The sequence below is a fragment of the Dorea longicatena genome, assembly GCF_025150085.1.
GTDB classification, from domain to species: Bacteria; Bacillota; Clostridia; order Lachnospirales; family Lachnospiraceae; genus Dorea_A; species Dorea_A longicatena.
Genome location: NZ_CP102280.1, coordinates 1398885 through 1413252 on the forward strand (window position 1 = coordinate 1398885; position 14368 = coordinate 1413252).

Genomic DNA, 14368 nt, shown 5'->3' on the forward strand with positions numbered 1-14368 from the left:
AAACATTCATTTAAGCAGGTTGAAACTCGCAGGAGCTTTCGCGTAACGAACTAAACTGAATCATAATAAGTGTAGATGGGATAAACAACTGCAATTCTATAAAAAGAAAAGGAGTATATTATGATCAGCGTAGGAATTGATGTATCAAAAGGGAAAAGTACAGTATGTATTTTGAAACCATATGGAGAGATTGTTAGTAAGCCTTTCAATATTACCCATACCCAAAAGGATTTAAGCGAATTATCTTCCATGCTTTTCAGACTAAATGATGAAGTCAAAATCGTTATGGAAGCAACCGGAATTTATCATCTTCCAGTTCTTACATATTTACAGGAAAAAGGATTTTTTGTTTCTGTAATTAATCCGTATCTTATGAAAAGTTATCGTAACGAAAGTCTGCGAAAAGCCAAAACCGACAAGATTGATTCCCGTATCATTGCTAATTATGGAATTGATCATTGGTTTAAAATGAAAGAATTTCAAATTTCTGGAGTGATTTATGAAGAGTTGAAGTTGCTTGGACAGCAATATCGGCATTATATGAAGCTTCATCTTTTATCTCTCGCTGAATTGACCCATCTTTTAGATTTGACCATGCCTGGAATAAAGAATCTTCTTGCAAGTTGGAATGAAACAAATCGGAAAGATAAAAGAAGTGATTTTGTGGAACGTTTTTGGCATTATGATGTAATAACATCTATGTCTGAACAGGAATTTACTGAAAAGTATATACTTTGGGCAAAAGAAAAGAAATACGTCCCAAGCCAGGAAAAAGCCAAAGTTATATACACCCTGGCTCAGGAAAGTATTCCCACATTACCTTCAGAAACCTCATCGGTCAAAATGCTGGTGACTGAAGCAGTTCGGGTGCTCAAGGAAGTTGATGCAACCCTTGGTCTAATTTTATCACGGATGCAGGAAATAGCCAAGACTTTGCCAGAATATTCGGTTGTAAGAGAAATGGGTGGAGTGGGAAATACATTAGCCCCAAAGTTAATTGCAGAAATAGGAGATGTTCGCAGATTTCGCAACGGGAAGGCATTGGTTGCATTCGCAGGAATTGATCCACCACCGTATGAATCTGGCCAATTTGTAGGTTGTAATAGGAAAATCTCGAAACGTGGTTCAGCATCATTGCGCAAAGTAGGATACGAAACAATGAGAAGTTTAAAAATGCGTTCCAGGCCAGAAGATCCGGTTTACCGATATGTTGTAAAAAAGGAATCAGAAGGTAAAAGTAAAAAATCAGCAAAGATAGCCGGATTAAATAAGTTTTTACGCATTTATTATGCTCGAGTAACCGAACTATATAAAAATATATAATCTTATATAAAATAAATAATTTTTTAGACTGCCAATCAGACAGTCTATTTGTGGTACGCAAATATATTTTGTGACAGAAAATAAAAAAGATAAAAATAATTATTGACTTTTCTTAGCAGGTTTCATTCGTAAGGCATTCGACACCCACGGAATAAAAAGTAGAAAGCCGTTCCAGTGAATGTGAAGAAGGTGTTGGAAATAGTTAAGCGTCAAAATTATGCGTTGGGTTTTCGAAATTTGCCTGTTTGAGCCGAATGGCGAGTTGCAAATTTCGGAAGCCCGTTTTTAGCATAATTTTGACGCTTTAGTATTTCCCGCCGACGGAACCTGAACAGGAACGGCTTTCTACTTTTTATGCAGGTCCGGGTCGTCGTGCCTTTCTGAATTAAATCCCAAATCGATTTAAATAACGGGTCGCACAGTGCGCCAGACACGCAGCCCCGATCGGACACACATCCTCATTAAACTGTACCTTTGGGTTATGTGCAGAATACTTCCCGCGATCATCCATATATCCGGCAGACAGATACATGAAAGCGGATGGTACTTGCTCTGCAATATTTGCAAAATCTTCAGAAGCACTTGCGGATATGCCTGGGTAAGGGGTTAGTTTCGGAATATCCAGTTCCTTCATGAAGCCGACGATCTGTTCGGTAAATTCCGGATTGCAGATCAGAGGCGGTACTTCCGAGATCATAGTGATTTTGGCTGTTCCTCCGAAAGTTTCGGCTGTCCGGATTGCCGTTTCTTTCATTCTTCGTACCAGAAGTTCTCTGGAATCTTTATCGTTCGTTCGAATAGTTCCTTCGAGAACGGCAGTATCAGGAATGATATTGGCGGCGGTTCCGGCCTGGAATTTACCGACGGTCATAAGACAGGCTTTGGAAGGATCTGTCTCACGGGCGATTACAGACTGCAGTGCAAAATATACATGGGCTGCAATATTGATCGGATCAACGGAATTCTGAGGATAGGCACCATGTGCTCCCTTTCCTTTGATTTCAATATGAAAACCGTCAACGGAGTACATCATAGTTCCTGTACTGTTATACATGTAAATTCCAACCGGCATCTGCCCTGGAGATACATGATAGGCCAGTGCCGCATCTACTTTCGGATTCTCCAGGATACCATGTTCTATCATATTTTTACTGCCTTCGAATGTTTCTTCCGCAGGCTGGAACATAAATTTGACTGTGCCTTTTAACTCGGCCTCATTTTCTTTTAGCATTTTTGCAGCGGTCAGTAACATGGCAGCGTGAAAATCATGTCCGCAGGCATGTGCTTCTTTTCCGGTCGGGCAGGCAAATGAAAGTCCGCTTTCTTCCGGCATCGGGAGCGCATCCATGTCGGCTCGTAATAATAAGACTTTGCCGCCGTTTCCGACAGTAGCGGTCACACCTTCACCACATCGGGAAGGTGTTAAGCCATATTTGGTCAATTTGTCCATCACATATGCACAGGCCATTGGCATATGAAGTCCCGTTTCTGCATTCGTGTGGAAGTAACGTCTGTTTTTAACTGTTTCATCATTGAGCTCAAGAGCTCTCTTATAATAATCCATTTATTAAATCCCTTCTTTTATATATATGCAATTTTGATGATAAAAGGTATTATATCAACCGGATCATATATTATCAAACTTCTGATAAATATTTTTGAAAATATTGATTTTTGCATGGATGTTTAGTAGAATAAATTCAGTAATATTAGGAGGAATCAATATGTCAGAAATTACGGTGATAGCATTGGACGCCATGGGCGGGGATAATGCACCGGGTGAAATGGTAAAAGGAGCAGTAGATGCTCTTGGACGTGAACAGGATATAAAGGTATATCTGCTTGGCAAAGAAGATATAGTGAATGCTGAATTGCAGAAGTATACTTATGATAAGAACAGACTGGAAGTTGTGAATACAACAGAAGTAATAGAGACTGCCGAACCTCCGGTGAATGCGATCAGAAGAAAGAAAGATTCTTCTATTGTAGTCGGAATGAAGATGGTAAAGGAAGGAAAGGCTGATGCATTTGTATCTGCTGGAAGTTCCGGAGCAATTCTGGTAGGCGGACAGGTAATCGTTGGAAGGATCAAAGGTGTAGAGCGGCCACCACTTGCGTCACTGATCCCGACAGAGAAGGGTGTAGCACTTCTGATCGACTGTGGAGCGAATGTAGATGCCAGAGCCTCACATCTGGTTCAGTTTGCCAAGATGGGTTCTATCTATATGGAACATGTAGTTGGTATTAAGAATCCGAAAGTTGGGATTGTAAATATCGGAGCAGAAGAAGAAAAAGGTAATGCACTGGTAAAGGAGACGTTTCCTCTTTTAAAAGAAGAAAAAGAACTGAATTTTATCGGAAGTGTAGAAGCAAGAGAGATTCCGCATGGACAGGCTGATGTCATTGTGACAGAAGCATTTTCGGGCAATGTAATCCTTAAGCTATATGAAGGTGTCGGAGCGGTACTGATCAGTAAGGTAAAAGAAGGACTGATGTCCACACTCAGAAGCAAGATCGGAGCATTGCTTATCAAACCGGCGTTAAAAACAACTTTAAAGTCATTTGATGCAAGTGAGTATGGCGGTGCGCCATTGCTTGGATTAAACGGTCTGGTCGTAAAGACACATGGAAGTTCGAAAGCAAAAGAAGTCAGCAATACACTGATCCAATGTGTGACATTTAAAAAGCAGAAAATTAATGAAAAGATCAAAGAAAGTATTCAATCGGAGCAAAAATCCGCTGAATAATATATTACTAACTATGATGAGAAAAGGAGATTTGATATGGAACTTGAAAAATTAAAAGAAATCATCGCTGATGTATTAAATGTAGAAGTGAATGATATTACAGAGGACACAACATTTGTAGATGATCTGGGAGCAGACTCCCTTGATATCTTCCAGATTATTATGGGAATAGAAGAAACATTTGACATTGAGATCGATAATGATGACGCTGAGCAGATCTCTACAGTTGGAGATGCTGTTGAGCAGATCAAGAATGCAACAAATAATAACTAGGCAGATATAAAAAGAACGAAAGAGCCCTGCCAGGGGCTTTTTTCGTTCTTTAGGATGGAGTTTACAATGAGCAAAGACCTTAAAGAATTAGAAGGAAAGATTGGTTACAAATTTGATGACTTTACCCTGTTTACAAAGGCGATGATTCACAGCTCTTATGCCAATGAAAAGCATCTGCCAAAGTATGAGTGTAATGAACGTCTGGAATTTCTGGGAGATGCAGTCCTTGAACTGGTGTCCAGCGAATTCCTGTTTCACAATAATCCGAAGCTTCCGGAAGGGGAACTTACGAAGACGAGGGCAAGTATGGTATGTGAACCGGCGCTGGCATTCTGTGCAAGAGATCTGGATCTTGGCGAATACCTTCTGCTTGGTAAAGGAGAAGATGCTACCGGAGGACGAAAGAGAGAATCTGTAACATCGGATGCAATGGAGGCTCTGATCGGAGCAATTTATCTTGATGGTGGTTTTGCTAATGCAAAAGAGTTTATACATCGATTTATTTTGAAAGATTTGGAGAACAAGAAACTCTTTTTTGATAGCAAGACTATCCTGCAGGAAATCGTGCAGGCGAATTTTAAAGAAGTAATCTCGTATCATCTGATTGGTGAAGAGGGACCGGATCATAATAAGATTTTCCGTGTTGCGGTACATATCGGAGAAGAAGAATACGGAGTCGGAGAAGGCCGGACGAAGAAAGCAGCAGAGCAGGAGGCTGCATATATCAGCATTTTGAAACTGCATGAAAAGAATATAAAGTAGGTGTGGAATGTATTTAAAAAGCATAGAAGTGCAGGGATTTAAATCATTTGCCAATAAAATTAAATTCGAATTCCATAATGGAATCACCGGCATTGTCGGTCCGAACGGAAGTGGAAAAAGTAACGTAGCAGATGCGGTCAGATGGGTGCTTGGGGAACAGCGTGTGAAGCAGTTAAGAGGCGGCAACATGCAGGATGTTATTTTTTCCGGTACTGAGAACAGAAAGCCGCTTAGTTATGCATCGGTGGCGATCACTCTGGACAATTCAGACCATAAGCTTCCGGTTGATTACGAAGAAGTTACGGTAGCAAGAAAGCTATACCGTTCCGGAGAAAGCGAATATCTGATCAATGGAAGAGCATGCAGATTAAAAGATGTAAATGAACTTTTCTATGATACAGGTATCGGAAAAGAAGGGTATTCGATTATTGGACAGGGACAGATTGATAAGATCTTAAGTGGTAAGCCGGATGAGAGGCGAGAGCTTTTTGATGAAGCAGCAGGAATTGTCAAATTCAAACGAAGAAAAAGTATGTCGGTCAAAAAGTTAGAAGATGAACGCCAGAATCTGGTTCGTGTCAATGATATTCTGTCTGAGTTGGAAAAGCAGGTTGGGCCGTTAGAACGTCAGTCTGAAAAGGCGAGGGAGTATCTGAAACGGAAGGAAGAATTAAAAACATACGATATCAACATGTTCCTGCTGGAAATGGAACGTATCCGAGATCAGATTCGGGGGCTGGAAGAGAAGCTTCGTATTACAAAAGGGGAGCTTGAAGAAGCAACCAGACAATATGCGGATACGAAGACGGAATATGAGGCGATTGAAGAACAGGTGGAAGTGATCGACGCTTCTGTCGAAAAGGCTAACCGTCAATTAAATGAGACGACGATTCTGAAGCAGCAGTTAGAGAACCAGATCGCACTGTTAAAGGAACAGATTCACAGTGCACGGATGAACGATGAACATTTCGAACAGCGGGCCAGCGTGATTGATTCCGAGATGGATGTCCGTGAAGGACAGATGAAAGAACTTCAGACGGAGAAGGATTCCATTGTAAAACAGATGGAAGAAAAACAGTCGGAAGAAGATCAGATTAAGAATGAACTGACGGAATTACAGGCGAAGATAGCACAGATTACAGGATCCGTTGATGAAAAGAAGAATCATATCATGGAGATACTGAATAACAGAGCATCTACGAAAGCTCAGATCCAGAAATTTGATACGATGATGGAACAGATCCAGGTTAGAAAGTCGCAGATCAACCGAGAGATCCTTGCTAATGACAGTGAGATTGCAGAAGAAAATGAAAATCTGAACAAGTATCAGATGGAATTAAAAGTTATCTCAGACAAGATCATAGCCCTGAACAATGAAAATAAAGAATATGAAAGTAACATTAAGACGTTACAGGCGCAGATATCCAGAGAGTCTCAGAAATTACAGATTGGTCAGTCTGCTTTCCACCGGGAGCAGTCAAGACTGGAATCCCTTAAGAATATTACAGAACGTTATGACGGATACGGTAACAGTATTCGTAAAGTTATGGATAATAAGGAGCGTGAGAAGGGACTTCTGGGTGTAGTAGCAGATATCGTAAAGGTTGAAAAAGACTATGAGATTGCTATTGAGACCGCACTTGGCGGTAATATCCAGAATATCGTAACCGAGGATGAAGATACGGCAAAACGTATGATCAATTTCCTGAAGAAGAATAAGTTCGGCCGTGCAACATTCCTGCCTTTAACATCAATCCGTGCGAATTCCGGGATTAATCGTCCGGAAGCCCTTAAAGAACCGGGAGTTGTCGGAACAGCCAACAAACTGGTTCAGGTAGAGAATAAATATAAAACTCTCGCAGATTATCTGCTGGGAAGAACACTGGTAGTAGATCATATTGATCATGCAACAATGATCGCAAGAAAATACCACCAGTCAATCCGTATCGTTACACTGGAAGGGGAACTGATCAATCCGGGTGGTTCCATGACCGGTGGAGCATTTAAGAATTCCAGTAATCTTCTGAGCAGACGAAGAGAAATCGAAGAGTTTGAAAAGACCGTTCAGAAATTAAAACAGGAGATGACGGAGACGGAACAGCAGATCTGTGGCCTGAAAGATGAACGCGCAGGGTATTATGAAAAGACTGACGCAATCAGTGCAGAGCTTCAGAAAGCGTATGTCGTACAGAATACCGCAAAGATGAATGCAGATCAGTCATCTGCAAAGATCCAGAGTTTCAAACAACAATTCGATAATCTGCGAAATGAAGCTGCAAAACTGGATATACAGATCAACGAGATAATGGACAATCAGGAGTCTATTAATATAGAACTGGATACGTCAGAAAGTCTGGAAAATGATCTGAATATCAACATTGAGAAAGAACAAAAAGAGCTGGAAGAGATCCACGCAAAGGAAAGCTTTAAGACCAGAAAATCAGAACAGATTCATCTGGAATATGCAGGATTAGAGCAGAAGTATACATTTATTACGGAAAATATTATCCGTATCCGTGAAGAGATGGATAAATTCCGGGCAGAATTGGAAGAACTGACAAAGAATAAGGGTGGAAATTCTCAGGAAATTGCCGAAAAAGAGAAGAAGATCCAGGAATTGAAAACAACAATTGATAATTCCGGGGATCTGTTTGATGAAATCAAACTTCAGATTGAACGTTCAAAAAGAGAACGTGAGGAATTGAATAAACGGCACAAATCATTCTTCGAAAAACGTGAAGAGATCTCAAAACATATGACAGATCTTGATAAAGAGGTTTATCGTCTGGAAAGTCAGAGGGAAGGGTACGAAGAAGCTTCTGAAAAGCAGATTAATTATATGTGGGAGGAATATGAACTCACACTGAATCACGCAAAAGAACTTAGGAATCCGAACCTGACCGATCTTGCAGATATGAAAAGACGGATCCAGGAGTTAAAAGGTGAGATCCGTGCACTGGGTAATGTCAATGTTAATGCGATAGAAGAATATAAAAGTGTATCCGAGCGTTATGAATTCCTGAAAGGCCAGCATGATGATCTGGTAGAAGCAGCCGAAACACTGGAACAGATTATCGAGGAACTTGATAATGCCATGCGTAAGCAGTTCAAAGAGCAGTTCGCCAGAATTGCAGCCGAGTTCGATCAGGTATTCAAGGAAATGTTCGGAGGCGGAAAAGGAACGCTGGAACTTATGGAAGATGAGGATATTCTGGAGGCGGGTATCCGGATCATTGCCCAGCCGCCTGGAAAGAAGCTGCAGAATATGATGCAGTTGTCCGGTGGAGAAAAAGCATTGACAGCGATAGCACTTCTTTTTGCGATCCAGAATCTGAAGCCGTCACCGTTCTGTCTGCTGGATGAGATCGAAGCGGCACTGGATGATAATAACGTAGACCGTTTTGCACAATATTTGCACAAGTTAACAAAGTATACGCAGTTCATAGTAATCACACATCGACGTGGAACAATGACGGCGGCAGACAGACTGTATGGTATCACTATGCAGGAAAAAGGTGTATCTACACTGGTATCTGTCAGCCTGCTTGAAAATGAACTGGATAAATAGGAGGAAGATATGGGATTTTTTGAAAAACTGGTTGCCGGTCTTGGTAAGACCAGAGACAATATTGTATCAGGAATGGACAGCATCTTTCACGGATTCTCCCGTATCGATGATGACTTTTACGAGGAGCTGGAAGAGGTTCTGATCATGGGAGATCTTGGTGTACAGGCAACATATGATATTCTGGATGATCTGAAGGCAAAAGTAAAAGAAAAACACATCAAAGAACCAATGGAATGCCGGGAACTTCTGATCGAAAGTATCAAAGAACAGATGGACATCGGAGAAACAGCATATGAATTTGAAAACCGCACATCCGTAGTGATGGTAATCGGTGTCAATGGTGTAGGAAAGACTACAACGATCGGAAAGCTTGCAGGAAAGCTTCGTGCAGAGAATAAGAAAGTTGTAATTGCAGCGGCCGATACATTCCGTGCGGCGGCCGGAGAACAGTTAAAAGAATGGGCGAACCGTTCGCAGGCAGAGCTGATCGGCGGACAGGAGGGATCTGATCCGGCATCGGTTGTGTTTGATGCTGTTGCGGCAGCAAAGGCGCGGCATGCAGATGTGCTGATGATCGATACAGCCGGACGTCTGCACAATAAAAAGAATCTGATGGAAGAACTCAGAAAGATGAATAAGATCATTGACCGGGAATTCCCTGAGGCATACAGAGAGACATTGGTTGTTCTGGATGCAACAACAGGACAGAATGCCCTGCAGCAGGCGAAGGAATTCAACGATGTGGCAGAGATTACAGGGATCGTTTTGACAAAGATGGATGGAACCGCAAAAGGAGGAATCGCAGTTGCCATCCATGCAGAGCTGGGCGTTCCGGTAAAATATATCGGTGTGGGAGAGACTATTGACGATTTGCAGAAATTTAATGCAGATGATTTCGTGAATGCGTTATTCGAAAGACCGAAAGATGATGAGGCTTCAGAAGAGGTTTCAGAAAACGAATAAGAGGAAGAGAGGAAGTACGAGATGTTAACATTAGAAAAATTCAAACAGGCGAGTGCAATCGTAAAAGAAGTAACCCTGCCAACTAAGCTGGTATACAGCGAATACTTAAGCAAACAGACAGGTGCTGATGTCTATCTGAAACCAGAGAATATGCAGTATACAGGTGCTTATAAAGTACGTGGTGCATATTACAAGATCAGTACAATGAGCGAAGAAGACAGAAAGAAAGGTCTTGTAACTGCGTCTGCAGGTAACCATGCACAGGGCGTGGCATATGCAGCAAAGAAATTCGGCTGCAAGGCAACGGTAGTTATGCCGACAGTTACACCACTGATCAAAGTAAATCGTACAAAGAGCTATGGAGCAGAAGTCGTATTACACGGAGATGTCTATGATGATGCCTGTGCATATGCAATGAAACTGGCAGAAGAAGAAGGATACACATTCGTACATCCTTTCGATGATCTGGATGTTGCAACGGGACAGGGAAGTATTGCAATGGAAATCTTTGAAGAACTTCCGGACGTAGATTATATTCTCGCACCAATCGGTGGCGGCGGTCTGATTACAGGAGTTTCGACACTTACCAAGATGCTGAATCCGAATGTCAAAGTAATCGGTGTAGAACCGGCTGCCGCTGCAAGCATGACAGAGGCATTGAAAGAAAGACATCCGGTAACACTTGCAAGTGCCAATACGATCGCTGATGGTACAGCTGTAAAACGTGTCGGAGAAAAGATCTTCCCATATGCAGAAAAGAATATAGATGAAGTTATTACAGTTGCAGATGATGATCTGATCGGTGCATTCCTCGATGTAGTAGAGAATCACAAGATGATCGTAGAAAATTCAGGCCTTCTGACAGTAGCGGCGCTCAGACAGCTTGATCTGAAAGGAAAGAAAGTCGTATCCATCTTAAGTGGTGGTAATATGGATGTGATTACAATGTCCTCGATCGTACAGCACGGACTGATCCAGAGAGACAGAATCTTCTCTGTATCTGTACTTCTTCCGGACAAGCCGGGTGAACTGGTACGCGTTGCAGCTACAATCGCCAAAGCAAATGGTAATGTAATCAAACTGGAGCATAACCAGTTCGTAAGTACCAACCGAAACGCAGCAGTAGAACTTCGAATCACTCTGGAAGCATTCGGAACCGAACACAAACACCAGATTATGAAAGCCTTAGAAGACGAGGGCTTAAGTCCGAGAGAAGTTAACGCAAAACTTTATTAATAATATATAAAAAATGATTATGGAATCCCCATAATCATTTTTTTTGAATAAATATCCATAATAGAACTTGACAACACATGTATTATTGTATACAATTATACATGTTGAATTTAGTACTTTACTACGAAAAAATATTTTAGAAAGCAGGCGATGGAAAATGGAAAACAGGAAAGTATACCTGGATGATCATACAAATTTATTGCAACTGGAAGAGCACATGTACCCGTTGGTGGATGTGAAGACACCGAATGTATTTCGTAATCTGTTCCATTATGACGAGATTCCGAAAATCGCATTCAATGACCGAATTGTTCCGCATTGTATGCCGGATGAGATCTGGATCACAGATACAACATTCAGAGATGGCCAACAATCACGTGCCCCGTACAGTACTGAGCAGATCGTAACATTATATGATTATTTTCATCGTCTGGGTGGTCCGAAGGGAAAGATCAGACAGTGTGAATTCTTCCTCTATAGTAAAAAGGACAGAGACGCAGTCTACAAATGCATGGAAAAGGATTATAAATTCCCGGAGATAACAAGCTGGATCCGTGCGAGCAAGAAAGATTTCGAACTGGTGAAAGAGATCGGAATGAAAGAGACTGGTATTCTGGTAAGCTGTTCGGACTATCATATATTCTATAAACTAAAGATGACAAGACGTGAGGCAATGGAACATTATCTGTCTATCGTAAGAGAATGTCTTGAGACAGGAATCAGCCCGAGATGTCATCTGGAAGATATCACACGTTCCGACATCTATGGATTCGTCATTCCATTCTGTCTGGAACTTATGAAACTGATGGATGAGTATAAGATTCCGGTCAAGATCCGTGTCTGTGATACCATGGGATACGGGGTCAACTATCCGGGAGCTGTAATACCAAGATCTATTCCGGGAATCATCTATGGACTCAGAGTACATGCCGGTGTTCCAAGCGAACTGATCGAATTTCACGGACATAATGATTTCTATAAGGCAGTCAGCAATTCATCGACAGCATGGCTTTATGGTGCGTGCGGTGTGAACTGTTCACTTTTTGGAATCGGAGAGCGTACCGGTAATACACCACTGGAAGCGATGGTGTTCGAATATGCACAGCTTCGTGGCACACTGGATGGGATGGATACAACAGTTATCACAGAGCTTGCAGATTATTATGAGAAAGAGATCGGATATCATATTCCTTCAAGAACACCTTTTGTTGGTAAGAACTTTAATGTAACAAGGGCTGGAATCCATGCAGATGGTTTATTGAAGAATGAAGAGATCTACAACGTATTTGATACCGGAAAATTCCTGAACCGTCCTCCGCTTGTTGCAATATCTAACACATCCGGACTTGCAGGTATTGCACACTGGATCAATACATATTTTAAGCTGCCGGAGGACAAGAAAGTAGATAAGAACTCAGAACTTGTAAGTTCTGTAAAAGAATGGGTAGATAAGCAGTATGAAGAAGGACGAGTAACCGTTCTTACAGACGATGAGTTGATCAGAGTTATCGACGAAAACTGTAAGAGAATTGGTGTGGAATTGATATAGCAGAGGTGTTTTTAATGGAAGAATATCAGGACAGATCCTTACGAGGAAGAGTGTTCCGGCATCTGCGGGAAGATATTCTGAATGGGGTATATAAAAATCATGAAGAATTAAGGGAAGTAACAATCGGTGAAGAACTGGGGGTAAGCAGAACACCGGTAAGAGAAGCCTTAAGACAATTGGAGTTAGAAGGACTGGTTACGATCATTCCGAATAAAGGTGCGTATGTGACAGCCATTACCAGAAAAGATGTGAAAGATATCTATAAGATACGTTCGCAACTGGAAGGGCTGTGTGCCAACTGGGCAACGAAATATATTACGGATGCGCAGATTGAAGAACTGGAAGAAGTGATTCTTCTGTCAGAATTTCATTTGCATAAGAAAGGATCCGGACAGATTGAACAGATGTCAGAAATGGATGGTAAGTTTCATAAGATATTGTATGAGGCATCCAACAGCAGGATCCTGGAACATGTATTAACAGATTTTCACAAGTATGTACAGCTTGCCAGGACGATGTCTATTGAAGCACCGGAGCGTGCCGAGAAATCAATAGAAGAACACAGAGAAATCCTGGAAGCAATCAAGGCAAAAGATGCGGCAAAAGCAGAACAGCTTGCAAATGAACATATATTACACGTGATGGAAAATCTGCATCTGGAAGAATAATAAAAGATGCCGCGAACAGATAGAAAGGAGACAAATACCATGGCAAAAATTAAAATGACAACACCGATTGTAGAGATGGACGGAGACGAGATGACAAGAATTCTCTGGAAGATGATCAAAGAAGATCTTCTGGAGCCATATATTGAACTGAACACAGAATATTATGATCTGGGTCTGGAACATAGAAATGAGACAGATGATCAGGTAACAATCGATGCTGCTAATGCAACCAAGAAATATAAAGTTGCAGTAAAATGTGCAACAATCACACCGAATGCGGCACGTATGAAAGAGTACGATCTGAAAGAAATGTGGAGGAGTCCGAACGGAACGATCCGTGCAATACTTGACGGAACTGTATTTCGTGCACCGATTGTTGTAAAAGGCATTGAGCCATGTGTAAAAAACTGGAAAAAACCAATCACTATTGCAAGACATGCATATGGAGATGTATATAAAAATACAGAGATGAAGATTCCTGGACCTGGAAAAGTAGAACTGGTATACACGGCAGAAGACGGCACAGAGACCAGAGAACTGGTACACAACTATGCAGGACCGGGTGTTGCACAGGGAATGCATAACTTATGCGGATCTATTGAAAGCTTTGCGAGAAGCTGCTTTAATTATGCATTGGATACAAAGCAGGATCTGTGGTTCGCAACAAAAGATACGATCTCTAAGAAGTATGACCATACATTCAAAGATATTTTCCAGGAAATCTTTGACAAAGATTATGCCGAGAAGTTCAAAGAAGCCGGAATTACATATTTCTATACTTTGATCGATGATGCGGTTGCAAGAGTTATGAAATCAGAAGGCGGATATATCTGGGCATGTAAGAACTATGACGGAGATGTAATGAGTGATATGGTTTCTTCCGCATTTGGTTCTCTTGCAATGATGACATCTGTTCTGGTATCACCGGATGGAAATTATGAATATGAGGCAGCTCATGGAACTGTACAACGTCATTATTACAAGCATCTGAAAGGGGAAGAGACTTCTACAAACTCTGTAGCTACAATTTTTGCATGGACAGGTGCTCTTAGAAAACGTGGTGAGATGGATGGAAATGCCGAATTGGCAGCATTCGCAGATAAGCTTGAAAAAGCAACCATTGATACCATTGAAGAAGGTAAGATGACGAAAGATTTGGCATTGATCACGACACTGGAAAATCCAACCGTATTGAACAGCGAAGGATTTATTAAGGCAATTGCTGAAAAATTAAAATAGATAATATATATCTACAGGACCTGCCACCGGCAGTTCCTTA

At 41.4% G+C, this 14368-nt stretch carries 11 protein-coding genes; 10 read left to right on the forward strand and 1 reads right to left on the reverse strand.

The window, feature by feature from the left end; genetic code table 11:
* Positions 1–120: 120 nt before the first annotated feature.
* Complete coding sequence (locus NQ508_RS06575) at positions 121–1323, forward strand: IS110 family RNA-guided transposase (RefSeq protein WP_006426109.1); 1203 nt, start codon at positions 121–123, stop codon at positions 1321–1323.
* A gap of 385 nt (positions 1324–1708) precedes the next feature.
* Here the strand turns inward: NQ508_RS06575 and NQ508_RS06580 are convergent, their stop codons facing one another.
* Positions 1709–2887: a M20 family metallopeptidase gene (locus NQ508_RS06580; RefSeq protein WP_006426673.1), complete on the reverse strand. Its 1179-nt coding sequence runs from the start codon at positions 2885–2887 to the stop codon at positions 1709–1711.
* A 160-nt stretch (positions 2888–3047) separates the two neighbouring features.
* On the opposite strand from NQ508_RS06580, the gene plsX reads away from it, so the two are divergent.
* The 9 genes from plsX (at position 3048) to NQ508_RS06625 (ending at position 14328) form a co-directional block, all read left to right on the forward strand.
* Complete coding sequence (plsX, locus tag NQ508_RS06585; protein ID WP_022415976.1) at positions 3048–4070, forward strand: phosphate acyltransferase PlsX; 1023 nt, start codon at positions 3048–3050, stop codon at positions 4068–4070.
* A gap of 36 nt (positions 4071–4106) precedes the next feature.
* Positions 4107–4343, forward strand: a complete 237-nt coding sequence (gene acpP, locus NQ508_RS06590) for an acyl carrier protein (protein ID WP_006426671.1) — start codon at positions 4107–4109, stop codon at positions 4341–4343.
* A gap of 66 nt (positions 4344–4409) precedes the next feature.
* A complete protein-coding gene (rnc, locus tag NQ508_RS06595; protein ID WP_022415977.1) occupies positions 4410–5105 on the forward strand; it encodes a ribonuclease III in 696 nt (231 codons plus the stop codon).
* 7 nt (positions 5106–5112) lie between these two features.
* A complete protein-coding gene (smc, locus tag NQ508_RS06600; RefSeq protein WP_006426669.1) occupies positions 5113–8673 on the forward strand; it encodes a chromosome segregation protein SMC in 3561 nt (1186 codons plus the stop codon).
* Between the two features lie 9 nt (positions 8674–8682).
* Positions 8683–9636 carry a signal recognition particle-docking protein FtsY gene (ftsY, locus tag NQ508_RS06605; RefSeq protein WP_006426668.1) on the forward strand — a complete coding sequence of 318 codons (954 nt, stop codon included), beginning with the start codon at positions 8683–8685 and terminating at the stop codon, positions 9634–9636.
* Positions 9637–9657: 21 nt separating this feature from the next.
* Positions 9658–10872 (forward strand): threonine ammonia-lyase, encoded by a 1215-nt coding sequence (ilvA, locus tag NQ508_RS06610; RefSeq protein ID WP_006426667.1) that lies wholly within the window; start codon positions 9658–9660, stop codon positions 10870–10872.
* 157 nt (positions 10873–11029) lie between these two features.
* Positions 11030–12421, forward strand: a complete 1392-nt coding sequence (locus tag NQ508_RS06615) for a beta/alpha barrel domain-containing protein (protein WP_006426666.1) — start codon at positions 11030–11032, stop codon at positions 12419–12421.
* A gap of 14 nt (positions 12422–12435) precedes the next feature.
* Entirely contained in the window at positions 12436–13089 is a 654-nt protein-coding gene (locus tag NQ508_RS06620) for a GntR family transcriptional regulator (RefSeq protein ID WP_006426665.1), read from the forward strand.
* Positions 13090–13128: 39 nt separating this feature from the next.
* On the forward strand, positions 13129–14328 hold the full coding sequence (locus tag NQ508_RS06625; protein WP_044919604.1) for an NADP-dependent isocitrate dehydrogenase: 1200 nt from the start codon (positions 13129–13131) through the stop codon (positions 14326–14328).
* Positions 14329–14368 lie beyond the last annotated feature (40 nt).